This window comes from Neisseria animaloris (genome assembly GCF_900637855.1).
GTDB lineage: Bacteria > Pseudomonadota > Gammaproteobacteria > Burkholderiales > Neisseriaceae > Neisseria > Neisseria animaloris.
The window spans coordinates 2,093,934-2,118,286 of the sequence record NZ_LR134440.1 but is presented as its reverse complement, the minus strand read 5'-3'; the positions used below and the strand labels follow the sequence as shown (position 1 = coordinate 2,118,286).

Here is a 24,353-nt window from a genome sequence, read left to right as displayed (position 1 = left end):
AGCTTCCTTGAGCGTCGGGTTTCAGATGTGGTATTGTCTTATGATTTCTGGCAGCTTGCAAATCACAAAAATTACAAGAGGCCGTCTGAAAATGTTTCAGACGGCCTCTTGTAATTTACCTATACTACATTTCTCCGTAGTTAGGCCCGCTTGCCCCTTCGGGGCAAATCCAGATGATATTCTGGGTCGGGTCTTTGATGTCGCAGGTTTTGCAATGCACGCAGTTTTGGGCGTTGATTTGCAGTTGCGGTTTGCCGCCCTCTTCCACGATTTCATACACGCCGGCCGGGCAATAGCGGGTTTCGGGGCTGGCGTATTCCTGCACATTCACATCAAGCATGGTTTGCGGATTTTTCAGCGTGAGGTGCGACGGTTGATTTTCTTCATGGCTGATGTTGGCCAAAAACACGCTGCTCAGGCGGTCGAATGTTAATACATTATCGGGTTTCGGATAATCGATCGGGCGGCAAGCCGCGGCTTTTTTCAGCGAACCGTGGTCGGTGCCGTGGTGTTTGATCGTCCACGGCGTTCTACCTTTGAATACATATTGTTCCAAACCGGTATAAGCCATGGCGGGGAACAAGCCCCATTTGAACGACGGGCGGATATTGCGTGCGGCGTGAAGCTCGCGGTATGCCCAGCTTTGTTTGAACAAATCTTCGTAAGCAACGGCTTCTTTGCCGTGTTCAAACGATTCGACCTCTTCTAAATTTTCCAAAATCGGAAACACAGCCTCGGCGGCCAGCATCGCCGATTTAATGGCGGTGTGGATGCCTTTGATACGCGGCACGTTCAAGAAGCCTGCCGCATCGCCTACCAGCACGCCGCCTTTAAACGAGAGCTTGGGCAGGCTTTGCAGACCGCCCTCGCTGAGCGCACGCGCGCCATAAGCGATGCGGCGGCCGCCTTCAAAAGTTTTGCGGATTTCGGGGTGGGTTTTGAAACGTTGGAATTCTTCAAACGGCGAAAGATAGGGGTTTTGATAATCCAAACCGACCACGAAGCCGACGGCCACCTGATTATTGTCGAGATGGTAGATAAACGAGCCGCCGTAGGTTTTGCTATCCAGCGGCCAACCCGTGCTGTGCACCACCAAACCGGGTTGGCAGCGGCCTTCGGGCACTTCCCAGATTTCTTTGATGCCGATGCCGTAGGTTTGCGGCTGGCAATCGCGGTCGAGTGCGTATTTTTGAATAAGTTGTCGGGTGAGCGAGCCGCGGCAGCCTTCGGCGAAAATGGTTTGCTGCGCCCACAATTCCATGCCGGGCTGGAAATTGTCGGTCGGTTCGCCGTCTTTGCCCACACCCATATTGCCGGTGGCGATGCCTTTTACCGAGCCGTCGTGATGATACAGCACTTCCGATGCGGCAAAGCCCGGGTAAATCTCAACACCGAGATTTTCCGCCTGCTCCGCCAGCCAGCGGCACAACGCGCCGAGGCTGATGATATAGTTGCCGTGGTTGTCGAAATTAGGGGTAACAGGCAGCTTGACGGCTTTGTTTTTGGTAAGAAACAGCACTTGGTCGGCGGTAACGCTGCGGGTAAGCGGCGCGCCCAACTCTTTCCAATCGGGCAGCAGTTCAGTTAACGCAACCGGATCAATAACCGCACCCGATAAAATATGCGCCCCTACTTCCGAACCTTTTTCCACCACGCAGATGCTGATTTCACGCCCCGACTGTTCCGCCATCTGCTTGAGCCGTATGGCGGCAGACAAACCTGCGGGGCCCGCGCCGACAATCACAACATCGTATTGCATGCTGTCGCGTTCTATGGTTTCGGTCATGGTTGGTGTTCCTGTGCTGTTTTGTTTAACGGCCGTCCGGTTGGAAATGTGTTTTCAGACGGCCTGTATATTCGGCTTGCAATCAAACGTGTAATTATACAACACCGCAAATCTGCGAAGAAAGCATACTGCCATTGTATTGAGCGAGATTAAAAAAAGCCGGAACCTTATCCGGCATCGCGGTAAGGTTTCCAGCCGTTTGAAAACACTTTTGCTTTAAGAAAACGCCGCTGCACCTTTGTTTGCCAACGCATCAGCACGTTCGTTTTCGGTATACCCCGCATGGCCTTTCACCCAAGCCCATGTTACGTCATGTTTCCTTACCAGCGTATCCAGTTCGCGCCATAAGTCTTCATTTTTAACCGGCTGTTTCGACGCGGTTTTCCAGCCGTTTTTCTTCCAGCCGTGTATCCAGCTTTCCATACCGTTTTTCACATATTGCGAATCAGTACAGATTTGCACGCTGCAACGGCGTTTCAAAACTTTCAACCCTTCGATAACGGCAGTCAGTTCCATGCGGTTGTTGGTGGTTTCGGCCTCGCCGCCGAACAATTCTTTTTCGTGCGTGCCGTAGCGCATCAGCACGCCCCAGCCACCTGCGCCGGGATTGCCTTTGCACGCACCGTCGGTGTATAAGTAAACGGTTTTTTCCATATCAATCTGCTTGATTCGTCACGGGCGCATCATATCACAGGCCGTCTGAAAAACCTTTTCAGACGGCCTCCCTGCCGGTTTAAACACCTTCGCCGCCCTTCACCCGGCGTTTCTCCGCTATAATCCTTCCCTTCAACAGCACACCCCACACCATATGAACGCCCGCAAAACCTATCTGCTCGGCATCGCCTTTTTTACGCTTTTATTCATGGCTTTAGTATTGCTCGGAAGTTGGCTGCTTTCTATCGGAAGCAAACAGTTTGCCGTCGCCGGCTTTTTATTCGCCTTTGCCGCCGTGTTCGGCCAGATTGCCTGTCTCGCCCTCTATATCCGCCAAGTGGCACGGAATAAAGCCGTTCAAGCTGCGCGCATGCAGGCAGAACAACAGGAAAACAAACATGTTTAAGCAAATCGTTTTGGCCAGCGGCAATGCCGGCAAACTCAAAGAATTCACCCGTTGGTTTGCAAGCCGCCATATCGAAGTGCTGCCGCAATCTGCACTCAATGTACCCGAATGCCCCGAACCGCACGTTACCTTTATCGAAAACGCCATCGCCAAAGCCCGCCATGCCAGCAAACACAGCGGCAAACCGGCATTGGCCGACGACAGCGGCATCTGTGCGCCCGCTCTGGGCGGCGCACCCGGCATTTATTCGGCACGCTTTGCCGGCGAAAACCCGAAATCCGATGCCGCCAACAATGCCAAACTATCCGCCGAACTCGCCGGCAAAGCCGATCAAAGCTGTTATTACGTTTGCGTGCTGGTTTTGGTGCGCCATGAAAACGATCCGCAGCCGATTATCGCCGAAGGCATCTGGCGCGGCGTTTGGCAGCAGCAGGCGGCGGGGGAAAACGGCTTCGGCTACGACCCGCATTTTTACCTGCCTGAATTAGGCTGCACCGCCGCCGAACTTGACCCCGATACCAAAAACCGCATCAGCCACCGCGGGTTGGCATTAGTTGAATTGAAAAAGAAAATCGATTTGCTGTATCCGCAATAAAACCCGCACAGGCCGTCTGAAAACCATCGTACAGCCGATAAACTTATTTTTGATACCAAGCGGCAAGCCGCTGCCAGTGTAAAGAACACGGAACCGATTCCGGCCGCTTGCGGCGGTCTGCAACATCATTCTCTTCGAGCCAAAGCACCGCAGCAGAAGCAAAGTTTATTTGCCGCAAACTTTCAGACGGCCTCTCCTTAACCCTTTCGCTCTCCTTTTGAGGCCGTCTGAAAACGCCTACCGCCTTATATCCGACCATGACCGAACTCAGCTTCACCCGCGCAGGCCACCTTACCGCCCTGCCCCCCTTATCGCTCTACATCCACATCCCGTGGTGCGTGCGCAAGTGTCCGTATTGCGACTTCAACTCGCATCAAGCCAAAAGCGATTTGGCCGAACAAACCTATATTGATGCGCTGCTGGCCGACCTGCAAACCGAGCTGCCCAATGTGTGGGGGCGGCCCGTCGAAACGGTTTTTATCGGCGGCGGCACCCCCAGCCTGTTTCAGGCGGCCTCGATAGACCGTCTGCTCGGCGGCATCCGCTCGCTTGTCAGGCTGCAACCGCAAGCCGAAATCACGCTCGAAGCTAACCCCGGCACGTTTGAAAAAGAAAAATTTCAGGGGTTTAAAGACGCAGGCATCACGCGGCTTTCTATCGGTGTACAGAGTTTCAACGATGCCGCACTCACCGCATTGGGGCGCATCCACAACCGCAGCGAAGCCCTGAATGCCATCGAAACCGCTCTCGGCCTGTTCGACAAAGTCAACGTCGATATCATGTATGCACTGCCGAACCAAACCGTTCAGACGGCCTTATCCGACATCCAAACCGCCATCGCCACCGGCGCAAGCCACATCAGTGCCTACCATTTGACGATGGAACCGAACACACCCTTCGGCCACACACCGCCCAAAGGCCTGCCGCAAGACGAAGCGGCGCAAGATATCGAAGATGCCGTTCACGCCGAGCTTTTAAGCGCAGGTTTCGAGCATTACGAAACATCCGCCTTCGCCCGCCCCGGGCAACAATGCCGCCATAACCTCAATTATTGGCAGTTCGGCGACTACATCGGCATCGGCGCGGGCGCGCACGGCAAAATTTCCTACCCCACCCATATCGAGCGCACCACCCGCAAACGCCACCCCAACGGTTATCTCGCCGCCATGCACGGCAACCCGGCCGATGCCATCGAACGCAAAACCGTGGCCGCCGAAGATTTGCCGTTTGAATTCATGATGAACGCCCTGCGCCTCACCGACGGCGTGCCTGCTGCGTGGCTGCAAGAGCGCACCGGCATCTCGCCCGCACACATCGCCGCACAAATCCGCACCGCGCAGCAGCAAGGTCTGCTGGATACCGACCCGCAATTTTTCAGGCCGACCGAACTGGGGCGGCGGTTTCTCAACGACTTGCTGCAATGTTTTTTATGAGGCTTACAATAAGCCCAAATAAAACATATGGATAAAAACCGTCAGGCCGTCTGAAAAACAAGTTGTTCTTTTCAGACGGCCTTTTTGTTTTGACATTCATTTTCCCAAGCATTATCCTGCCAGCCGTTTATTCAATCTTTCCGATTTTCCACATGAGCACTCCCTCTCTGCGCCGTGCCGTTTATGCCGGTAGCTTCGATCCGCCCACCAACGGCCATTTATGGATGATCAGCCGCGCACAGGCCATGTTCGACGAACTGATTATCGCCATCGGTGCCAATCCTGAAAAACGCAGCACCTACACCGCCGAAGAGCGCCGCGAAATGCTGGAAGCGATTACGCAGGAATTCCCCAACGTGAAAGTAACCATCTTCGGCAACCGCTTTTTGGTGGACTACGCTTACAGCATCGGTGCGCGTTTTGTGGTTCGGGGCATCCGCACCGCTTCCGACTACGAATACGAACGCTCGATGCGCTACATCAACAGCGATTTGCAGCCCGACATCACCACCGTTATCCTGATGCCGCCGCGCGAATTCGCCGAAGTGTCGTCCACTATGGTCAAAGGCATGGTCGGCCCCGAAGGATGGCGCGAGATGATTCGCCGCTACCTGCCCGAAGCGGTGTACCAAAAAATCCTGAAAGACCATGAAAACTCGGATTAACGCGCCCCGAAGTTAGAAAAAGGCCGTCTGAAAGCGAACCTTGTGAGCTTTCAGACGGCCTTTGCCTTTGTGATTTGATAAATCTACCTATCCGTACCTTCCGTGCAAATCGCTTCACGCGGCACGTTCCGCATATCCCAATGCGCCGCAACCCATGCCAGCAGCTCTTGCGGTTTGTCCACTTCCGGCGCATCGGGCAGATTCAGGTATGCCGTTACCTGTCGCAGCAGCCGTTCCCGCGCGTTTAAGTCCAATGCCGGAGCCAGCGTCTGTTTCGACCATTTCTGCCCTTGCGCATTAACCAGCAACGGCAGGTGTGCATAGTGCGGCGCGGCATAGTCCAAGCAACGTTGAAGCCAAATCTGGCGCGGCGCGGACACCAGCAAATCCTGCCCGCGCACGATATGCGTGATGCCCTGATCGGCATCATCCGCTACCACCGCAAGCTGATACGCCCAAAAACCGTCCGCCCGAAGCAGCACAAAATCGCCGATGTCGCGGGCGAGATTCTGCTCATAATGCCCGACGATTTCGTCGTCGAAGCCCACCACTTCGTCGGGCACGCGCAGCCTCCATGCCGGCGTTTTGGCCGAATCGTTTTCAGACGGCCTGTAATCGGGCTTGCCGCACTTGCCGTTATACACGAAACCGTCCGCCCCCAACTGCGCCGCCGCCTGCCAGTCTTTACGGCTGCAATAGCAGGGATACACCAGCCCTTTGTCTTTCAGACGGCCTAAAGCGTCTTCATAAAGAGCATAACGGCGGCTTTGATATACCACTTCGCCGTCCCACTCAAAACCGAATGCTTCGAGCGTACGCAAAATATCGTCCGCCGCCCCCACCATTTCACGCGGCGGGTCGAGGTCTTCCATCCGCACCAGCCATCTGCCGCCGTGCGCTTTGGCATCGGCGTAAGAAGCCACGGCGGTAAGCAGCGAACCGATATGCAGCAAACCGGTGGGACTGGGCGCGAAACGTCCGGTGTACATCATTTTTGAACTCATCACCTTGCGGATAAAAAACAAAACCGCATGAAACGACTGCTTCATGCGGTTGGGTATTTTGGTGGGTCCGGTGGGGTTCGAACCCACGACCAAGGGATTATGAGTCCCCTGCTCTAACCCCTGAGCTACAGACCCGGGTTATGAAAGGCAGCTATTGTACCACATTTTACCGCTGAAACAAGGCCGTCTGAAAACATCTTTTCAGACGGCCTCTGCGCTTACAACCCCAGCTCGCTCCACATCGCATCCACTTTCGCCACGGTGGCTTTGTCACGCTCAATCACGCGCCCCCATTCGCGGTCGGTTTCGCCCGGCCATTTGTTGGTGGCATCCAAGCCCATTTTGCCGCCCAAGCCTGAAACGGGGCTGGCAAAGTCGAGATAATCGATCGGCGTGTTTTCCACCAACACCGTATCGCGCACGGGATCCATGCGGGTGGTGATCGCCCAAATCACTTCTTTCCAGTCGCGGCAGTCCACATCGTCGTCCACCACCACAATGAATTTGGTGTACATAAACTGGCGCAGAAAGCTCCAGCAGCCCATCATCACCCGCTTGGCATGCCCCGCATATTGCTTTTTGATGCTGACCACGGCCATGCGGTACGAACAGCCTTCGGGCGGCAGATAGAAATCGACGATTTCGGGAAACTGCTTTTGCAACAGCGGCACGAACACTTCGTTCAATGCCACGCCCAACACGGCAGGTTCGTCGGGCGGTTTGCCGGTATAAGTGCTGTGGTAAATCGGATTTTCGCGCATGGTGATGCGTTCCACCGTAAACACGGGGAACCAATCCTGCTCGTTGTAATAGCCGGTGTGGTCGCCGTAAGGCCCTTCCAGCGCGGTTTCATCGGGGTGGATAACGCCTTCGAGCACAATTTCGGCACGCGCAGGCACTTGCAAATCATTGCCGATACATTTCACCAATTCGGTACGCGAACCGCGCAGCAAACCGGCAAACTGATATTCGCTCAAGGTATCCGGCACCGGCGTTACCGCGCCTAAAATGGTGGCCGGATCACACCCCAGTACCACCGCCACCGGATACGGCACGCCGGGGTGGGCTTTTTTGTGCGCCTGAAAATCCAACGCGCCGCCGCGGTGTGCCAGCCAGCGCATAATCAGCTTGTTTTTGCCGATAAGCTGTTGGCGGTAAATGCCTAAATTCTGGCGTTTTTTATGCGGGCCGCGGGTAACGGTAAGCCCCCATGTTACCAACGGTGCAACGTCTTCCGGCCAACAATGCTGAATCGGCAGCTTGCTTAAATCGACATCGTCGCCTTCAATCACGATTTCTTGGCACGGAGCTTTTTTCACCACATTCGGTGCCATGCTCCAAATATCTTTCAGCAGTGGCAGTTTGGAAAACGCGTCTTTAATGCCTTTGGGCGGCTCCGGTTCTTTCAGATAAGCCAGCGTTTTGCCGATTTCGCGCAATTGCGACACATCCGCCGCACCCATGCCCATCGCCACCCGTTCGGGTGTGCCGAACAGATTGGCCAGCACGGGAAAATCATAACGCGAAGCGTCTTGCCGCACCGGATTTTCAAACAACAGCGCCGGCCCGCCGGCACGCAACACGCGGTCGGCAATTTCGGTCATTTCCAAATGGGGAGAAACCGGCAAACCGATGCGCTTGAGTTTGTTTTCCTGCTCAAGCTTTTGGATAAAATCACGCAGATCGTTGTATTTCATCAGATTACTTTCGAGGCCGTCTGAAAAGCTGTTTTCAGACGGCCTGTTGATAAGAAACAGATAAGAACAGCGGATTATAGCAGAAGGCCGCTTCATGATTCAGGAGGCCGTCTGAAATACTCTTGCAACCGTTCCTCCGCTATAATCACGTTTTTACCTTACGAACGGAAACCCCATGTTCGCCGAAGCCGCCAAACAACTTTCCACCGTGCGCGACCTTTTGCGCTTTGCCGTCAGCCGCTTTAACGATGCCGGGCTGCATTTCGGCCACGGCAGCGACAATGCCCACGACGAAGCCGCCTACCTGATTCTGCATACCCTCAATCTGCCGCTCGACATTCTCGACCCGTATCTCGATGCCAAATTACTGCAAAGCGAAATCGTAGAAGTGTTGGAATTAATCGAACGGCGCGTTACCGACCGCGTACCGGTTGCCTACCTCACCAATCAGGCTTGGCAGGGCGATTTCGACTTTTATGTCGACGAGCGCGTGATTGTGCCGCGTTCGTTTATTTACGAGCTGCTGGGAGAACCGCTGCAACCGTGGATAGAACACGAAGAACTGGTTCACCGCGCTTTGGATTTATGCACCGGTAGCGGCTGTTTGGCGGTTCAGATGGCACACCACTACCCTGCCGCCGAAATCGATGCCGTCGATTTAAGTTTGGACGCATTAGAAGTAGCCGCCATCAACGTTGAAAACTACGGCCTGCAAGACCGCATCAACCTGATACACACCGATTTGTTCGAAGGCTTGGAAGGCACATACGATTTAATCGTTTCCAACCCGCCCTATGTGGATGCCGAATCGGTTGACGAACTGCCGCCCGAATATTTGCACGAGCCGGAGCTCGCCCTCGGCAGCGGTTCGGACGGCCTCGATGCCACCCGCGAAATCATCTTGCAGGCAGCGAAGTTCCTCAACCCCAAAGGCGTGCTGCTGGTGGAAATCGGCCATAACCGCGACGTGCTCGAAGCCGCCTACCCCGAACTCCCTTTCACTTGGCTGGAGACCAGCGGCGGCGACGGCTTCGTATTCCTGCTGACACGCGAACAATTGCTGGGCGAAGAATAACCCTGCCACTCCATACCAAAAGGCCGTCTGAAAACTTTTCAGACGGCCTCAAATATTTCAACTACCTATTTCCAAACCAGCAACGCATGATTGCGTTTGCCGCGGCGGATAATCGTGTATTTGCCGAAGCGTTTGTATTCGTCGGTAATCAGGTAAGCATCATCGGGTTTTTCGGCGGCGTGTTCGGGGTTGTTGAACACGGCTGTTTCACCGTTGAGCAAAACCGCTTTGTTCTTCACAAACTCGCGCGCTTCTTTGTTTGACTTAGCCAAACCCGCAGTAATCAAGGCTTCCACCACGTTCAGACGGCCTGATACTTCAAACGCGGGCAAGCCGTCTAAAGCGAGCTGTGCGTAGTCGCTTTCGGTCAGGCTGCTTTCGTCGCCGGAAAACAGACTGGCAGAAATGCGTTGCGCCGCTTCCAAAGCCGCTTCACCGTGAATCAAGCGGGTCATTTCTTCCGCTAAAATACGCTGTGCTTCCGGTTTTACGCCGCTGGCTTTGTCTTTCGTTTCGATGGCATCAATTTCTTCAACCGATAAAAACGTGAAGTATTTCAGGAATTTATACACATCCGCATCGGCTACTTTCAACCAAAATTGGTAAAACTGGTAAGGCGAAGTTTTTTGCGCATCCAACCATACCGCACCGCCTTCGGTTTTGCCGAATTTCGTGCCGTCCGATTTGGTTACCAGCGGCAAAGTCAGGCCGTAAACGGTGGCTTTGTTTAAACGACGGCACAAGTCGATACCGCCGGTGATGTTGCCCCATTGGTCGGAACCGCCGATTTGCAACACCGTGCCGTAACGTTTGTTCAATTCGGCAAAGTCATAACCTTGCAGCAGCGCGTAAGCAAATTCGGTAAACGAAATGCCCACGTCGTCGCGCTCGATACGCTGCTTCACCGATTCTTTGTTCAACATCGCATTCACAGAAAAATGCTTGCCGATGTCGCGTAGGAAATCCAAGCAGTTCATGCCGCCGAACCAATCGTAGTTGTTCGCCATAATCGCGGCATTTTCGCCCTCAAAACTCAAAAACGGTTTGAGCTGGTTGCGGATTTTCTCCACCCAGCCCGCCACGGTTTCCGCCGTATTCAAGCTGCGCTCAACCGCCTTAAAGCTCGGATCGCCGATCATGCCTGTCGCACCGCCCACCAAAGCCACCGGCGTATGCCCGGCCTGTTGGAAACGGCGTAAAGCCAGCACCGGCAGCAAATGGCCGATATGCAGGCTGTCGGCGGTGGGGTCGAAACCGCAATATAAAGCGATTTTTTGTTCGTTTAATAAAGCGTCTAAGGCTTCAGCATCAGTGGTTTGCACGATTAAGCCGCGCGATCGGAGGTCTTGGATAATTGATTTCATTATAGTTCCACTGTTAATAGAATTAGGATTCAGCATGGATATGACAAAGAGAATTTATTCTTCTCTTTCATGAGTAATTTCATTGTTGATTTCTGAAGTTTCTATATTATTTAAGGATCTACTTCGGTTATTTTTATAACTTTTCTCTACATTTTGCTTGGTAACTTTCGTCTTTTCTTTTAAAAATTTTTGTAGAATTTCTTCCCAAGGAGTATTGTGAGGATCATCATCCACCAATCTAATTGGAGACTCTTCTAACCTAGTAAGAGCGGCGTTAAATAATCTTTGTGCGGTTTCATTATCAAACTGTGATGCTTCTCTACTATACCCTTCATATGCTGTTGCAGCAGCAGCTTTAAAACTGTAATCTTGTTGCAGTTTAAAACGTTGTTTGATTTGTTTAGTGGCAATCCACGCAAACCAAACTGGCCCACTAATTAAGAGAAAAGTAACACTAGCTTGTATCCATAATAATGACCATTTAATTTCATATTTATTGTCTTTTAATAACAGGGAAAGATCACTTGCTCTCCATACTGCTATTATGAGAATAAGTAATAATGCAAGAGCTAGAAATGCGGTCCACCATCTAATTGAATTCTTTAAATTTATCTCTTGTTCTGTAAATGATTTAGCTAACGCAACTGATGTAGAGCCTTTTAAAGCCAAATCAGCTCTTTGAATTAAGTCTTGAGCATCAATTTTAAGTTTTTCAATTTCAGAAATATATGTTTCACTTTGCAAGAAAAGATTTTTGGTATCAGTGGAAGCTTTTTCCGCCTCTTGTGAAAAAGTTTTTATAATATTTTGAGCTTCTTTTAACTCATCTAAAACGATTGGTAATTTTTCAGCGGAGTCTCTTGCATCACGTATTACATCAATCTTATTCTTAAGATCTTCATAATCAGGAGTAATTTTTTCAATTTGAGCATTAATTGACTTTAATCGAGTTTTAATAGAACGAGGGACGAGACTTTGGTTCTCATCTAATGAGCACCAACCAAATAAGTTAGATAATTCAAAATCTATTGAAGAAAGTGTAGCTAAGTATATATAAATAGCATGCGTATAACCATCATGGTAACTAGAAGTGAACATATTTGGTAATATATCTTCAATACAATGGTTCAGACTAGTTAAAATATTTTCTAAAGCCCCATTACATTGCTCATCTAATACTCGTGTGTCCGCACAGTTTATTTTTCGCTTTAAAACTCTTGGTATGTTGGACAACATTCCGACTGTAATTATAGGAAGGCTTTGTGAATAATTATCATCGATCCATTGTTCAACATCAGTCTCAGATATATATTTTTCAATCTCAGTTAACTTCTCAATTATAGAATTAATTAACTCATTCATTTTTTATATTGATTTATATTGAACTTATAATTTCAAATTAATGACTTAATTTCAGGCGATCTCTTAATAAAAATAAGATAAAAGATTGCCTGAAATTTATTTTTACGTATTAAATATTCTTACACATTAAACAAGAAATTAATCACATCGCCGTCTTGCACCACATATTCCTTACCTTCGGCACGCATTTTGCCGGCTTCTTTGGCTTTGGCTTCTCCGCCTAAGGTAACGAAATCGTCGTAAGCAATCACTTGGGCGCGGATGAAGCCGCGTTCGAAATCGGTGTGGATCACACCGGCGGCTTGCGGGGCGGTGTCGCCTTTGTGGATAGTCCAAGCGCGGACTTCTTTTACGCCGGCGGTGAAGTAGGTTTGCAGGCCGAGCAGGTCGTAGCCGGCGCGGATCAGGCGGTTGAGGCCGGGTTCTTCCAAGCCCATTTCGGCGAGGAATTCGGCTTTTTCTTCGTCTTCGAGTTCGGCAATTTCGCTTTCCAATGCGGCGCACACGGCAACTACGGGCGCGTTTTCTTTGGCGGCCAATTCTTTCAGGCGGTCTAAGTGCGGGTTGTTTTCAAAACCGTCTTCCGCGACGTTGCCCACATACATGGCGGGTTTGGCGGTGAGCAGAAACAGGGGGCGCAGCATGGCGAGTTCTTCGGCATCGAGGCCGAACGAGCGCACGGGTTTGCCTTCGTTGAGATGGGGCAGCAGTTTTTCGCACAAGGCAACGAGTTTTTGCGCGTCTTTATCGCCTGATTTGGCGCGTTTGCCTTCGCGGGTAATGGCTTTTTCTACGCTGGCAAGGTCAGCCAATGCCAGCTCGGTGCCGATAGTTTCGATGTCGGCAATCGGATCGACTTTGCCGGAAACATGTACGATATTGTCGTCGTCGAAGCAGCGCACGACGTTCACAATGGCATCGGTTTCGCGGATGTTGGCGAGAAACTGGTTGCCCAAGCCTTCGCCTTTGCTCGCGCCTGCTACCAAGCCTGCGATGTCGACAAACTCGACAATGGCGGGCTGCATTTTTTGCGGGTTAACGATTTTAGCCAACTCGGCCATGCGCGAATCGGGCACTTCGACGATGCCGACGTTGGGCTCAATCGTGCAGAAAGGGTAGTTGGCCGCTTCGATACCGGATTGGGTTAAGGCGTTGAACAAGGTGGATTTGCCGACGTTGGGCAGGCCGACGATGCCGCATTTTAAGCTCATGTTTGTTCCTGAAATTCAGTAAAAATTAACGTGAAATTGTAGCATATTTCAGACGGCCTTTGGCTTACGGAAGGCCGTCTGAAAAAGCAAAGCCAAACACGCTCGCAAAGACAATAAACCGGTAATCACTCGCCGTTGTCGGGTATAATGTGCGCCTGAAAATAAGTTTACTTTGATTTATGCAAGCCGACTTTTCCCGTCCTGCTCTCGCCATTGATACCAGCACATCGTTTCTGTCGCTGGCATTGCGTGTAGGAGACAAAACCGTTAGCCGCCATGCAGAGGCAGGCAATAAGCAGTCCGATTTAATTCTCCCTCAAGTTACTGAATTATTTGATGAATGTAATATCCGATCGGCAGATTTAGGAATAATCGTCTATGCGCAAGGGCCTGGAGCATTTACCGGCCTTCGCATAGGCATAGGCGTAGCCCAAGGTTTGGCTGCGCCGTTTGCCACACCGCTTGTCGGCATACCCTGCTTAGATGCGGTAGCCTACCAATTGCCTGATTTACCATGCGTGCTGGCGGCAACGGATGCACGCATGGGTGAAGTGTTCTACACTTGGTTGGACACTAAAAACCACCGGCATCTAAGCGATTATTCAGTTGGAAAAGCTGTTGAAATCACACCGCCTGAATATGCCGAAAACCCGATAGGCATCGGCAATGCCTTTGCTCTGGTTGATAAACCGCCATTCGAAGGCACGGAAAAAATGCCCACAGCCGTGGATTATCTCAATCTGGCACTAACAGGCCATTACCCTGCCACTGATGCCGCACATGCCGAATTGCTGTATGTTCGCAATAAAATTGCCTTAACTGCTAAAGAGCAGGCAGAACGGAAGGCAACTTCATGTTAATACGCCCGGCTACTTCCCAAGACTGCTTCCATTTGGCAGAATTGGATGCGCAATGCAATCCATCACCATGGTCTGCCAATCAGTTTCAGACGGCCTTAAATAATCGTTTCAATACTGTTTTGGTGATCGAACAAGATAAAAAACTGAGTGCCTTCGCTGTATGGCAAACCATTTGTGGAGAATCAGAATTACACCTGATTGCTACTGCTCCTGAATACCGACGAATCGGTTTGGCTTCCCATTTGTTGTCTATCTGGTTCCAATCAGTCTTAGAACATAAAGTAGAGCGCTTATTTTTAGAAGCGAGGGAAAGCAATATTGCCGCTCAATCGCTTTACCGAAAACTCGGTTTTAGCGAATATGGTCGCCGGAAATTATATTACACCTTGTCTGAAAATATGCGCGAAGATGCTGTTTTAATGGAGAAATTATGTTAAGCAGCCGCTATCTGCACCTGCATGAAGCACTTGGCCTCGGCCCGATGTGGCTGAGACAAGGTGCAAAAGTGCTGCCTGCCGTTTCCAGTCAACAACTTACTGAGAATACCGAACAGCCATCAGTTTTCCCGCAAAAGCCTGCTATACAAGCACCATCTTCTGCTGCGAAACCAAATCAGGCACGTTTAGCCGCCATCACCGCCGCTAAAGTATCTGTAAGCAATTCCCAAATAACTTCAGACGGTTATCCCGTATCAGATAGGCCGTCTGAAAAAATTACTCCTCAATCAAAAAGCATAGCCGCTTTACCTCCTAAAAATGAGATTACCCCATCAACACGATCATTAATCGATAAAATCCAACCTGCAACGGTTATGATTATTAGTGTTTGTCCCTCTTTAGAAGACAATATATCAGGACAATTTTTCAGCGGAGACGCAGGAACTCTACTGGACAATATGCTTATTACAATCGGCTTAAACCCAACAGATACTCATAAAACCTGTTGGATAAAAGAGGCCACCTTTGATTACAACCCACCTATTGAATACATTCGAACTGAACTTCCTCAAATTCACGCAGAACTTTCAGCCTCACAAGCAAAAGCCGTTGTGTTTTTAGGACAATTTTTTGAACAATCCGAGCCAGCCCATATCATTACTGAGTTATGCCTTGAACTTCCTTATTTCAGCATTCCTCACCCTGCCCGCTTATTGCGTCAGCCACAATTGAAAGCACAAGCTTGGATAGAGTTAAAAAAATTATGGCAAGTACTTCAAAATTAAATCCACGAATAAACAAACTGTCGCCCTCCCGCGACAACACCCACGTCCCTCCCCTCCAAGTAAAAACCCCCGATACTTCTCAGTATCAGGGGTTAGCAATGAGTGTCTGGCAGTGACCTACTTTCACATGGGTATCCACACTATCATCGGCGCTGAGTCGTTTCACGGTCCTGTTCGGGATGGGAAGGCGTGGGACCAACTCGCTATGGCCGCCAGACGTAAACTGTACAAATCGGGAAAGCCGTCAGGGAAATGCATCCCTTCTCTTTATTCTTCAATCAACGGTGATGGGTATCGTCTTCAAGACTGATATAAGCTTTATTTTCGAAGCCTCAACACCCACTACGGTGCAAAAGTCCTTCAAATGATAGAGTCAAGCCTCACGAGCAATTAGTATCGGTTAGCTTCACGCATTGCTGCGCTTCCACACCCGACCTATCAACGTCCTGGTCTCGAACGACTCTTTAGTGCGGTTAAACCGCAAGGGAAGTCTCATCTTCAGGCGAGTTTCGCGCTTAGATGCTTTCAGCGCTTATCTCTTCCGAACTTAGCTACCCGGCGATGCGACTGGCGTCACAACCGGTACACCAGAGGTTCGTCCACTCCGGTCCTCTCGTACTAGGAGCAGCCCCCGTCAAACTTCCAACGCCCACTGCAGATAGGGACCAAACTGTCTCACGACGTTTTAAACCCAGCTCACGTACCACTTTAAATGGCGAACAGCCATACCCTTGGGACCGACTACAGCCCCAGGATGTGATGAGCCGACATCGAGGTGCCAAACTCCGCCGTCGATATGAACTCTTGGGCGGAATCAGCCTGTTATCCCCGGAGTACCTTTTATCCGTTGAGCGATGGCCCTTCCATACAGAACCACCGGATCACTATGTCCTGCTTTCGCACCTGCTCGACTTGTCGGTCTCGCAGTTAAGCTACCTTTTGCCATTGCACTATCAGTCCGATTTCCGACCGGACCTAGGTAACCTTCGAACTCCTCCGTTACTCTTTGGGAGGAGACCGCCCCAGTCAAACTGCCTACCATGCACGGTCCCCGATCCGGATCACGGACCTGGGTTAGAACCTCAAAGCCACCAGGGTGGTATTTCAAGGACGGCTCCACAGAAACTGGCGTCTCTGCTTCTAAGCCTCCCACCTATCCTACACAAGTGACTTCAAAGTCCAATGCAAAGCTACAGTAAAGGTTCACGGGGTCTTTCCGTCTAGCAGCGGGGAGATTGCATCTTCACAACCATTTCAACTTCGCTGAGTCTCGGGAGGAGACAGTGTGGCCATCGTTACGCCATTCGTGCGGGTCGGAACTTACCCGACAAGGAATTTCGCTACCTTAGGACCGTTATAGTTACGGCCGCCGTTTACTGGGGCTTCGATCCAATGCTCTCACATCTTCAATTAACCTTCCAGCACCGGGCAGGCGTCACACCCTATACGTCCACTTTCGTGTTAGCAGAGTGCTGTGTTTTTAATAAACAGTCGCAGCCACCGATTCTCTGCGACCCTCCAATGCTTACAGAGCAAGTCTTTCACATCGAAGGGCATACCTTCTCCCGAAGTTACGGTATCAATTTGCCGAGTTCCTTCTCCCGAGTTCTCTCAAGCGCCTTAGAATTCTCATCCTGCCCACCTGTGTCGGTTTGCGGTACGGTTCTGATTTAGCTGAAGCTTAGTGGCTTTTCCTGGAAGCGTGGTATCTGTCACTTCTTGTCCGTAGACAATCGTTATCACTTCTCGGTGTATAAACATCCGGATTTGCCTAAATGTTCCACCTACCGGCTTGAACGACCTATTCCAACAGGCCGCTGACATAACCTTCTCCGTCCCCACATCGCACTAAATCAAAGTACGGGAATATTAACCCGTTTCCCATCGACTACGCATTTCTGCCTCGCCTTAGGGGCCGACTCACCCTACGCCGATGAACGTTGCGTAGGAAACCTTGGGCTTTCGGCGAGCGGGCTTTTCACCCGCTTTATCGCTACTCATGTCAACATTCGCACTTCTGATACCTCCAGCAACCTTCTCAAGTCACCTTCATCGGCCTACAGAACGCTCCCCTACCATGCACTAGGTGCATCCGCAGCTTCGGTTATAGATTTGAGCCCCGTTACATCTTCCGCGCAGGACGACTCGACCAGTGAGCTATTACGCTTTCTTTAAATGATGGCTGCTTCTAAGCCAACATCCTGGCTGTCTGGGCCTTCCCACTTCGTTTACCACTTAATCTATCATTTGGGACCTTAGCTGGCGGTCTGGGTTGTTTCCCTTTCGACAACGGACGTTAGCACCCGCTGTCTGTCTCCCATGATTGCACTTTCCGGTATTCTTAGTTTGCCATGGGTTGGTAAGTCGCAATGACCCCCTAGCCATAACAGTGCTTTACCCCCGGAAGTGATACATGAGGCACTACCTAAATAGTTTTCGGGGAGAACCAGCTATCTCCGAGTTTGTTTAGCCTTTCACCCCTATCCACAGCTCATCCCCGCATTTTGCAACATGCGTGGGTTCGGACCTCCAGTACCTGTTACGGCACCTTCATCCTGGCCATGGATAGATCACTCGGTTTCGGGTCTACACCCAGCAACTCATCGCCCTATTAAGACTCGGTTTCCCTACGCCTCCCCTATCCGGTTAAGCTCGCTACTGAATGTAAGTCGTTGACCCATTATACAAAAGGTACGCAGTCACCTAATTAATAGGCTCCCACTGTTTGTATGCATCAGGTTTCAGGTTCTATTTCACTCCCCTCCCGGGGTTCTTTTCGCCTTTCCCTCACGGTACTGGTTCACTATCGGTCGATGATGAGTATTTAGCCTTGGAGGATGGTCCCCCCATATTCAGACAGGATTCCACGTGTCCCGCCCTACTTGTCGTATACCTAGTACCACTGATGAAATTTCGAATACGGGGCTATCACCCACTATGGCCAAGCTTCCCAGCTTGTTCTCCTATCTCAACAGCTATCATATACAGGCTCCTCCACGTTCGCTCGCCACTACTTGCGGAATCTCGGTTGATTTCTTTTCCTCCGGATACTTAGATGGTTCAGTTCTCCGGGTTCGCTTCGCTTATCCTATGTATTCAGATAAGGATACCGTACAAAATACGGTGGGTTTCCCCATTCGGACATCACCGGATCATAGCTTTATTGCCAGCTCCCCGATGCTTTTCGCAGGCTTACACGTCCTTCGTCGCCTATCATCGCCAAGGCATCCACCTGATGCACTTATTCACTTGACTCTATCATTTGAAGTACCTTTTTGACTTCGTTGCTACAGTGTTGACTACCTTCGCAACTTAAAGGCCTCTACTTTGATAAAACTTACTGCTTGTTGTGTACCGAACTGTGCCTTTTGTCTTTCACAGCCCGGTCGATACAATCATCACCCAAATACTGCGGCTTACCTGTTACGGCAAGCCGACATTGTCTTTGTTTGTTGATTTCGGCTTTCCAATTTGTTAAAGATCGATGCGCTTCTTAAAAAAAGGAATAAGTAAACTTTTCCTTCTCTAACCTACACAAATTAAAATATTCTTTACTTCATCTTTATCTATTCAGATGCCAAACATCTAAAGACTAAAGACAAACAAAAATACTTTGATTTGCAAAGTATTTGGTGGAGGCAAACGGGATCGAACCGATGACCCCCTGCTTGCAAAGCAGGTGCTCTACCAACTGAGCTATGCCCCCCAATCTCTTGGTGGGTCTGGGAGGACTTGAACCTCCGACCCCACGCTTATCAAGCGTGTGCTCTAACCAGCTGAGCTACAAACCCAGATTACTCCAACTTCGTCGGGATTCTCCCAACCAGTCTTGCATCTTTAATACACAGTTTACCGATAAGTGTGAATGCGACCAAACCTCTTTTTTCTCTAGAAAGGAGGTGATCCAGCCGCAGGTTCCCCTACGGCTACCTTGTTACGACTTCACCCCAGTCATGAAGCATACCGTGGTAAGCGGGCTCCTTACGGTTACCCTACCTACTTCTGGTATCCCCCACTCCCATGGTGTGACGGGCGGTGTGTACAAGACCCGGGAACGTATTCACCGCAGTATGCTGACCTGCGATTACTAGCGATTCCGACTTCATGCACTCGAGTTGCAGAGTGCAATCCGGACTACGATCGGTTTTCTGGGATTGGCTCCACCTCGCGGCTTGGCTACCCTCTGTACCGACCATTGTATGACGTGTGAAGCCCTGGTCATAAGGGCCATGAGGACTTGACGTCATCCCCACCTTCCTCCGGCTTGTCACCGGCAGTCTCATTAGAGTGCCCAACTTAATGATGGCAACTAATGACAAGGGTTGCGCTCGTTGCGGGACTTAACCCAACATCTCACGACACGAGCTGACGACAGCCATGCAGCACCTGTGTTACGGCTCCCGAAGGCACTCCTCCGTCTCTGGAGGATTCCGTACATGTCAAGACCAGGTAAGGTTCTTCGCGTTGCATCGAATTAATCCACATCATCCACCGCTTGTGCGGGTCCCCGTCAATTCCTTTGAGTTTTAATCTTGCGACCGTACTCCCCAGGCGGTCAATTTCACGCGTTAGCTACGCTACTAAGGCATCAAGTACCCCAACAGCTAATTGACATCGTTTAGGGCGTGGACTACCAGGGTATCTAATCCTGTTTGCTACCCACGCTTTCGGGCATGAACGTCAGTATTATCCCAGGGGGCTGCCTTCGCCATCGGTATTCCTCCACATCTCTACGCATTTCACTGCTACACGTGGAATTCTACCCCCCTCTGACATACTCTAGTCACCCAGTTTCAAACGCAGTTCCCAGGTTGAGCCCGGGGATTTCACATCTGACTTAAGTAACCGTCTGCGCCCGCTTTACGCCCAGTAATTCCGATTAACGCTCGCACCCTACGTATTACCGCGGCTGCTGGCACGTAGTTAGCCGGTGCTTATTCTTCAGGTACCGTCATCACCCAAGGGTATTAACCTCAAGCTTTTCTTCCCTGACAAAAGTCCTTTACAACCCGAAGGCCTTCTTCAGACACGCGGCATGGCTGGATCAGGGTTCCCCCCATTGTCCAAAATTCCCCACTGCTGCCTCCCGTAGGAGTCTGGGCCGTGTCTCAGTCCCAGTGTGGCGGATCATCCTCTCAGACCCGCTACTGATCGTCGCCTTGGTAGGCCTTTACCCCACCAACTAGCTAATCAGACATCGGCCGCTCAAATAGCGCAAGGCCCGAAGGTCCCCTGCTTTCCTCCTCAGAGAATATGCGGTATTAGCCATCCTTTCGGACAGTTATCCCCCACTACTCGGTACGTTCCGATGTATTACTCACCCGTTCGCCACTCGCCACCAAAAGAGCAAGCTCTTCCGTGCTGCCGTTCGACTTGCATGTGTAAAGCATGCCGCCAGCGTTCAATCTGAGCCAGGATCAAACTCTTATGTTCAATCTCTAACTTTAACTTCTGGTCTGCTTCAAAGAAACCGACAAAGATATTTATCTTGTCTGTTTTTGTCGCAGTGTGAGGCCCAATCGCACTCACACTTATCGGTAATCTGTTCTGTTAAAGAGCGTCCCGAACATCATCACAACCAATACTGCCTAACGCAAAATCTGTTATAATGAATATTCGCTTTCAAACACCGCCGAAGCAGCGAAGAACCGAACTATACCCGCCCTCCCCCAATAACGTCAACTCTCTGGTGAAAAAATTTTAAATAAAAATTACTATATACATGTTTTTATTTAAAATTTAATTACACTTCGTTTGCTGTATTTACTGCTTTTCAGCTCCTGCTATTATTCTCAATTATTCTTTCAATTAAATTTACCACTCTCTGCTCAAATATATTTACCAACAATCCGCGCATATTGTTTGATATGATGCGGTTTAATTTTTTTACAGTAATCTTAATATTATGTCTGTTTATACCAGTATTTCTAATGATGAACTGCATCAGTTTCTAATGGAATACGACTTAGGCAATTTTGTTTCTCTACAAGGCATTGCACAAGGAATTACCAATAGTAACTACTTTTTAACTACAACCGCAGGGCGTTTTGTTTTAACTGTTTTTGAAGTATTGAAACAAGAAGAACTGGCTTTCTTTTTACTGCTGAAACAACACTTAAGCGACAACGGTGTAGCCTGCCCCTCCCCCGTTTCCCGCAAAGACGGCCGCTTTGATTCAACACTGGCAGGGAAGCCTGCATGTATCGTAACCCGCTTGAAAGGTTCTGACACCAGCTGGCCGACTGAAAACCAATGTTTCCATACAGGGGGGATGCTGGCCAAAATGCATCTGGCTGGACAAAGTTTCCCTCTGCAAATGGACAATCCCCGTTATAGTAAATGGTGGCATGAGGCTTACGTTAAGCTATTGCCGTTACTTGATAAAGATGATGCTATTCTACTGGAAAATGAAATTGCTTATCTGGATAATAATCCTGATGATCATTTGCCTTCCGGTATCATACATGCTGATTTATTTAAAGATAATGTGTTATTGGACGGAGACCAAGTAGCCGGCTTTATCGATTTTTATTATGCTTGCAACGGTAACTTTATGTATGACTTAGCTATTGCTGTCAACGATTGGGCTAGAACTGCTGATAATAAATTGGATCCAATTTTGGAAAAATCATTTATCGCAGGCTATGAAAGTGTGCGCCCTTTGAGTAATGATGAAAAAGACTACTATCCAATTGCCCAACGTGCGGGTTGCATACGTTTTTGGGTATCTCGTCTATTGGATTTTCACTTTCCTCAAAAAGGTGAAATAACCTTTATTAAAGACCCAAATACATTCCGCAATTTACTTTTAAGTTTGCGCTGAAGAAGCAGGCTGGTAAAAGCAGCACAAAGGCCGTCTGAAAACATTTCAGACGGCCTTTGTGCTGACTTGAACCATACTCAGCCTTTAACAAACAATTACAAGCTATCAAAATTTAAGGAGATTCGGTTAACATTAATTAAAATAACCGTTTCCATACCAGAAAGCTTCTACAGATAGCAGGGATTTTCCCAGTAAAAAACCACTTCTGTGAAAGTCTGTATGAAAGCAATGAAGTCAAAACGATTAGATATGGTACACACCTGCCTTTTGCTCTGAGATTAACTATCGAAATATTCAGACGGCCTTCAAAATCAATGAAGGCCGTCTGAATATTTAGCGGCGTGCCAAAATAGCATTATTGAGATAGGTTTTGACACCATTCGCAATGGCTTGCGCACTTTTTTGGCGGAACGATGAGCTGGCAAGCAACCGTTCCTCAGTAGGATTCGATAAGAAGGCGGTTTCAACCAAAATCGACGGAATATCAGGTGCTTTTAAAACAGCAAAATTGGCCTGATCAACACGGCCTTTATGCAATTTATTCAGCTTACCCAGCTCATTCAATACATGGCCGCCTAACACCATACTGTCTTTAATAGTGGCGGTTTGGGTCATGTCAAGGATGGCATTATCCACCGTACGGTTACCGACTTTCTGTACTCCGCCAATTGAATCGGCACTATTCTGAGTTTGAGCCAAAAATTTGGCTGCCGCACTGGTAGCTCCGCGTGTACTCAACGCATATACACCTGTACCGCGTGCAGTAGGGTTGGTAAAAGAGTCTGCATGAATAGAAATGAACAAATCGGCCTTGAGCGAACGGGCCTTGGCAACGCGCACACCCAGAGGGATGAATACGTCTTCATTACGGGTCATATAAGTTTTATAGCCCATTGCATCAAGGCGTTTTTTGGCCTCACGTGCGATAGACAATACTACGTCTTTTTCGCGTATCCCCCGAGGGCTGATAGCACCGGGGTCTTCCCCGCCATGACCGGGGTCCAGCACAATAATCGGGCGGCGGTCTTGACGGCGCGGCGATGAAGGAAGCGGAGTATCGTCGATAATAGTCGGTTTGCGCTCACGCACAGGAGGAGTAGAACTGCTGCCAGTACCATCGCTGCGGATTTTGCCTTTGGAGTAGTCGTTCAGCAATGCCATCAGAGGGTCATCCGATTCGGCAGCCAACGCCGTGGCAGCCGAAGGGTAAAGATCCATAACCAAACGGTGTCGGAAATTAGCCACAGGAGCAAGAGTGAAAACTTGCGGATTGGCAGATTGCTTTAAATCGATAACCACGCGCACAGTGGTAGAAGTATTCTGACCGACACGAATGGCACGTATATAAGGGTCATTGCGCTGAACTTTCCCCGTCATACTTTGCAAAACGCTATTAAGCGTAGCACCTTCAATATCCACCACCAACCGTGAGGGATTTTCAAGTGCAAAATGTTTGTATTTCAGGGCTTGGGAGGATTCCAACGTGATACGGGTATAGGCATTGGCGGGCCAGATACGTACGGCAACGAATTGGGGGAAGGCAGCAACTTTAGCGAGCACGCTGATGGGCGTCAAAGTGAATAACAAACCTGCTGCACGGCGGACAATTTGGCGACGTGTTAATTTAACCATGTTTCTAAACTTTTTCTGCCCCTGTCTGTATGGGCGGTAAGAGTACACATACGGCCTGATTCGGCATTTTCGAGTTTAACGGTAAGGTCAGCCGGCGGCACAAAAGTTCCGCCTTGTTGGGGCCATTCGATCAAACATAGGCAGTTGCCGGCAAAAAGATCATCCAAACCGGCATCTTCCCATTCTTCAGGCGTAGCAAAACGATAGAGGTCAAAATGATGCAGTAAGGTAAATTTGGGCAACGGATAAGATTCGACGATAGTATAAGTCGGGCTCTTTACGGCACCTTTATAACCCATACCTTGCAATAATCCGCGAGTAAACGTCGTTTTCCCTGCTCCTAAATCACCTTGCAGATAAATTACCAAAGGTGCCATGATAGTACCTGCCCAACTACTGCCTAATCGCAGGGTAGTCTCTTCGTCGGGCAAAAAACGTGTTAGCTGGGTATTTTGGGTCATATACAGCCCCTTAGAATGATAATCAAATTTGAATTATGCGGCAATTATCTTGCTTTGCAAACCTTATCTGCTGATAAATCGCATGAAATTTGATACATGCTAT

General features: G+C 49.7%; 18 protein-coding genes, 3 tRNA genes and 3 rRNA genes. 9 read left to right on the top strand and 15 right to left on the bottom strand.

All coding sequences use genetic code 11. The annotated features are described in order from the left end of the window. Positions 1–124: 124 nt before the first annotated feature. On the bottom strand, positions 125–1,786 hold the full coding sequence (locus tag EL216_RS09975) for an electron transfer flavoprotein-ubiquinone oxidoreductase (protein ID WP_085390169.1): 1,662 nt from the start codon (positions 1,784–1,786) through the stop codon (positions 125–127). A gap of 216 nt (positions 1,787–2,002) precedes the next feature. Next, positions 2,003–2,440: a ribonuclease HI gene (gene rnhA / locus EL216_RS09970; RefSeq protein WP_085390168.1), complete on the bottom strand. Its 438-nt coding sequence runs from the start codon at positions 2,438–2,440 to the stop codon at positions 2,003–2,005. 154 nt (positions 2,441–2,594) lie between these two features. On the opposite strand from rnhA, the gene EL216_RS09965 reads away from it, so the two are divergent. From EL216_RS09965 to coaD, 4 genes are all read left to right on the top strand, one after another. Beyond that, positions 2,595–2,846: an NGO_0222 family membrane protein gene (locus tag EL216_RS09965; RefSeq protein ID WP_085390167.1), complete on the top strand. Its 252-nt coding sequence runs from the start codon at positions 2,595–2,597 to the stop codon at positions 2,844–2,846. After that, a complete protein-coding gene (gene rdgB / locus EL216_RS09960) occupies positions 2,839–3,441 on the top strand; it encodes an RdgB/HAM1 family non-canonical purine NTP pyrophosphatase (RefSeq protein WP_085390166.1) in 603 nt (200 codons plus the stop codon). The genes EL216_RS09965 and rdgB overlap by 8 nt, the downstream gene beginning before the upstream one ends. A gap of 257 nt (positions 3,442–3,698) precedes the next feature. Further along, on the top strand, positions 3,699–4,874 hold the full coding sequence (hemW, locus tag EL216_RS09955; protein WP_085390164.1) for a radical SAM family heme chaperone HemW: 1,176 nt from the start codon (positions 3,699–3,701) through the stop codon (positions 4,872–4,874). Between the two features lie 152 nt (positions 4,875–5,026). Beyond that, entirely contained in the window at positions 5,027–5,539 is a 513-nt protein-coding gene (gene coaD, locus EL216_RS09950; RefSeq protein WP_085390163.1) for a pantetheine-phosphate adenylyltransferase, read from the top strand. Between the two features lie 83 nt (positions 5,540–5,622). On the opposite strand, the gene gluQRS is transcribed toward coaD, so the two are convergent. The 3 genes from gluQRS to ubiD form a co-directional block, all read right to left on the bottom strand. Then, entirely contained in the window at positions 5,623–6,588 is a 966-nt protein-coding gene (gluQRS, locus tag EL216_RS09945; RefSeq protein ID WP_085390162.1) for a tRNA glutamyl-Q(34) synthetase GluQRS, read from the bottom strand. 14 nt (positions 6,589–6,602) lie between these two features. Beyond that, a tRNA-Ile gene (locus EL216_RS09940) sits at positions 6,603–6,678 on the bottom strand. A gap of 83 nt (positions 6,679–6,761) precedes the next feature. Continuing rightward, positions 6,762–8,240 (bottom strand): 4-hydroxy-3-polyprenylbenzoate decarboxylase, encoded by a 1,479-nt coding sequence (gene ubiD / locus EL216_RS09935; protein WP_085390344.1) that lies wholly within the window; start codon positions 8,238–8,240, stop codon positions 6,762–6,764. Positions 8,241–8,415: 175 nt separating this feature from the next. On the opposite strand from ubiD, the gene prmB reads away from it, so the two are divergent. Continuing rightward, positions 8,416–9,315 carry a 50S ribosomal protein L3 N(5)-glutamine methyltransferase gene (gene prmB, locus EL216_RS09930; RefSeq protein WP_085390161.1) on the top strand — a complete coding sequence of 300 codons (900 nt, stop codon included), beginning with the start codon at positions 8,416–8,418 and terminating at the stop codon, positions 9,313–9,315. A 65-nt stretch (positions 9,316–9,380) separates the two neighbouring features. Here prmB and tyrS read toward each other — a convergent pair whose 3' ends face one another. The 3 genes from tyrS to ychF form a co-directional block, all read right to left on the bottom strand. After that, positions 9,381–10,679: a tyrosine--tRNA ligase gene (gene tyrS, locus EL216_RS09925; RefSeq protein WP_085390160.1), complete on the bottom strand. Its 1,299-nt coding sequence runs from the start codon at positions 10,677–10,679 to the stop codon at positions 9,381–9,383. A 54-nt stretch (positions 10,680–10,733) separates the two neighbouring features. Next, a complete protein-coding gene (locus EL216_RS09920) occupies positions 10,734–12,041 on the bottom strand; it encodes a hypothetical protein (protein ID WP_085390159.1) in 1,308 nt (435 codons plus the stop codon). A gap of 119 nt (positions 12,042–12,160) precedes the next feature. After that, positions 12,161–13,252, bottom strand: a complete 1,092-nt coding sequence (gene ychF / locus EL216_RS09915; RefSeq protein WP_085390158.1) for a redox-regulated ATPase YchF — start codon at positions 13,250–13,252, stop codon at positions 12,161–12,163. Positions 13,253–13,431: 179 nt separating this feature from the next. Between ychF and tsaB the strand changes: the two genes are divergently transcribed. From tsaB to EL216_RS09900, 3 genes are read left to right on the top strand one after another with little or no spacing between them, the layout of a single operon-like run. Further along, positions 13,432–14,112: a tRNA (adenosine(37)-N6)-threonylcarbamoyltransferase complex dimerization subunit type 1 TsaB gene (gene tsaB / locus EL216_RS09910; RefSeq protein ID WP_085390157.1), complete on the top strand. Its 681-nt coding sequence runs from the start codon at positions 13,432–13,434 to the stop codon at positions 14,110–14,112. After that, the gene (gene rimI, locus EL216_RS09905; RefSeq protein ID WP_085390156.1) at positions 14,106–14,549 is read left to right on the top strand and encodes a ribosomal protein S18-alanine N-acetyltransferase; all 444 of its coding nucleotides are present in this window, start codon (positions 14,106–14,108) and stop codon (positions 14,547–14,549) included. Before tsaB ends, rimI begins: the two co-directional genes overlap by 7 nt. Next, a complete protein-coding gene (locus tag EL216_RS09900) occupies positions 14,543–15,334 on the top strand; it encodes a uracil-DNA glycosylase family protein (protein ID WP_085390155.1) in 792 nt (263 codons plus the stop codon). Before rimI ends, EL216_RS09900 begins: the two co-directional genes overlap by 7 nt. 104 nt (positions 15,335–15,438) lie before the next feature. Here EL216_RS09900 and rrf read toward each other — a convergent pair. The 5 genes from rrf to EL216_RS09875 form a co-directional block, all read right to left on the bottom strand. Next, positions 15,439–15,551: ribosomal RNA gene (gene rrf / locus EL216_RS09895) — 5S ribosomal RNA — on the bottom strand. Between the two features lie 152 nt (positions 15,552–15,703). Beyond that, positions 15,704–18,589 (bottom strand): 23S ribosomal RNA (locus tag EL216_RS09890). A gap of 375 nt (positions 18,590–18,964) precedes the next feature. Next, positions 18,965–19,040, bottom strand: a tRNA-Ala gene (locus tag EL216_RS09885). An 8-nt stretch (positions 19,041–19,048) separates the two neighbouring features. After that, positions 19,049–19,125, bottom strand: a tRNA-Ile gene (locus tag EL216_RS09880). 101 nt (positions 19,126–19,226) lie between these two features. Next, positions 19,227–20,767 (bottom strand): 16S ribosomal RNA (locus tag EL216_RS09875). Together the 16S, 23S and 5S rRNA genes with 2 tRNA genes alongside form the textbook arrangement of a ribosomal RNA operon. Before the next feature lie 472 nt (positions 20,768–21,239). Here EL216_RS09875 and thrB point away from each other — a divergent pair. After that, positions 21,240–22,157: a homoserine kinase gene (gene thrB / locus EL216_RS09870; protein WP_085390985.1), complete on the top strand. Its 918-nt coding sequence runs from the start codon at positions 21,240–21,242 to the stop codon at positions 22,155–22,157. Positions 22,158–22,490: 333 nt separating this feature from the next. Here thrB and EL216_RS09865 read toward each other — a convergent pair whose 3' ends face one another. Continuing rightward, complete coding sequence (locus tag EL216_RS09865) at positions 22,491–23,789, bottom strand: N-acetylmuramoyl-L-alanine amidase (RefSeq protein ID WP_085390986.1); 1,299 nt, start codon at positions 23,787–23,789, stop codon at positions 22,491–22,493. Further along, the gene (tsaE, locus tag EL216_RS09860) at positions 23,777–24,250 is read right to left on the bottom strand and encodes a tRNA (adenosine(37)-N6)-threonylcarbamoyltransferase complex ATPase subunit type 1 TsaE (RefSeq protein ID WP_085390987.1); all 474 of its coding nucleotides are present in this window, start codon (positions 24,248–24,250) and stop codon (positions 23,777–23,779) included. Before tsaE ends, EL216_RS09865 begins: the two co-directional genes overlap by 13 nt. Between the last annotated feature and the right edge of the window lie 103 nt (positions 24,251–24,353).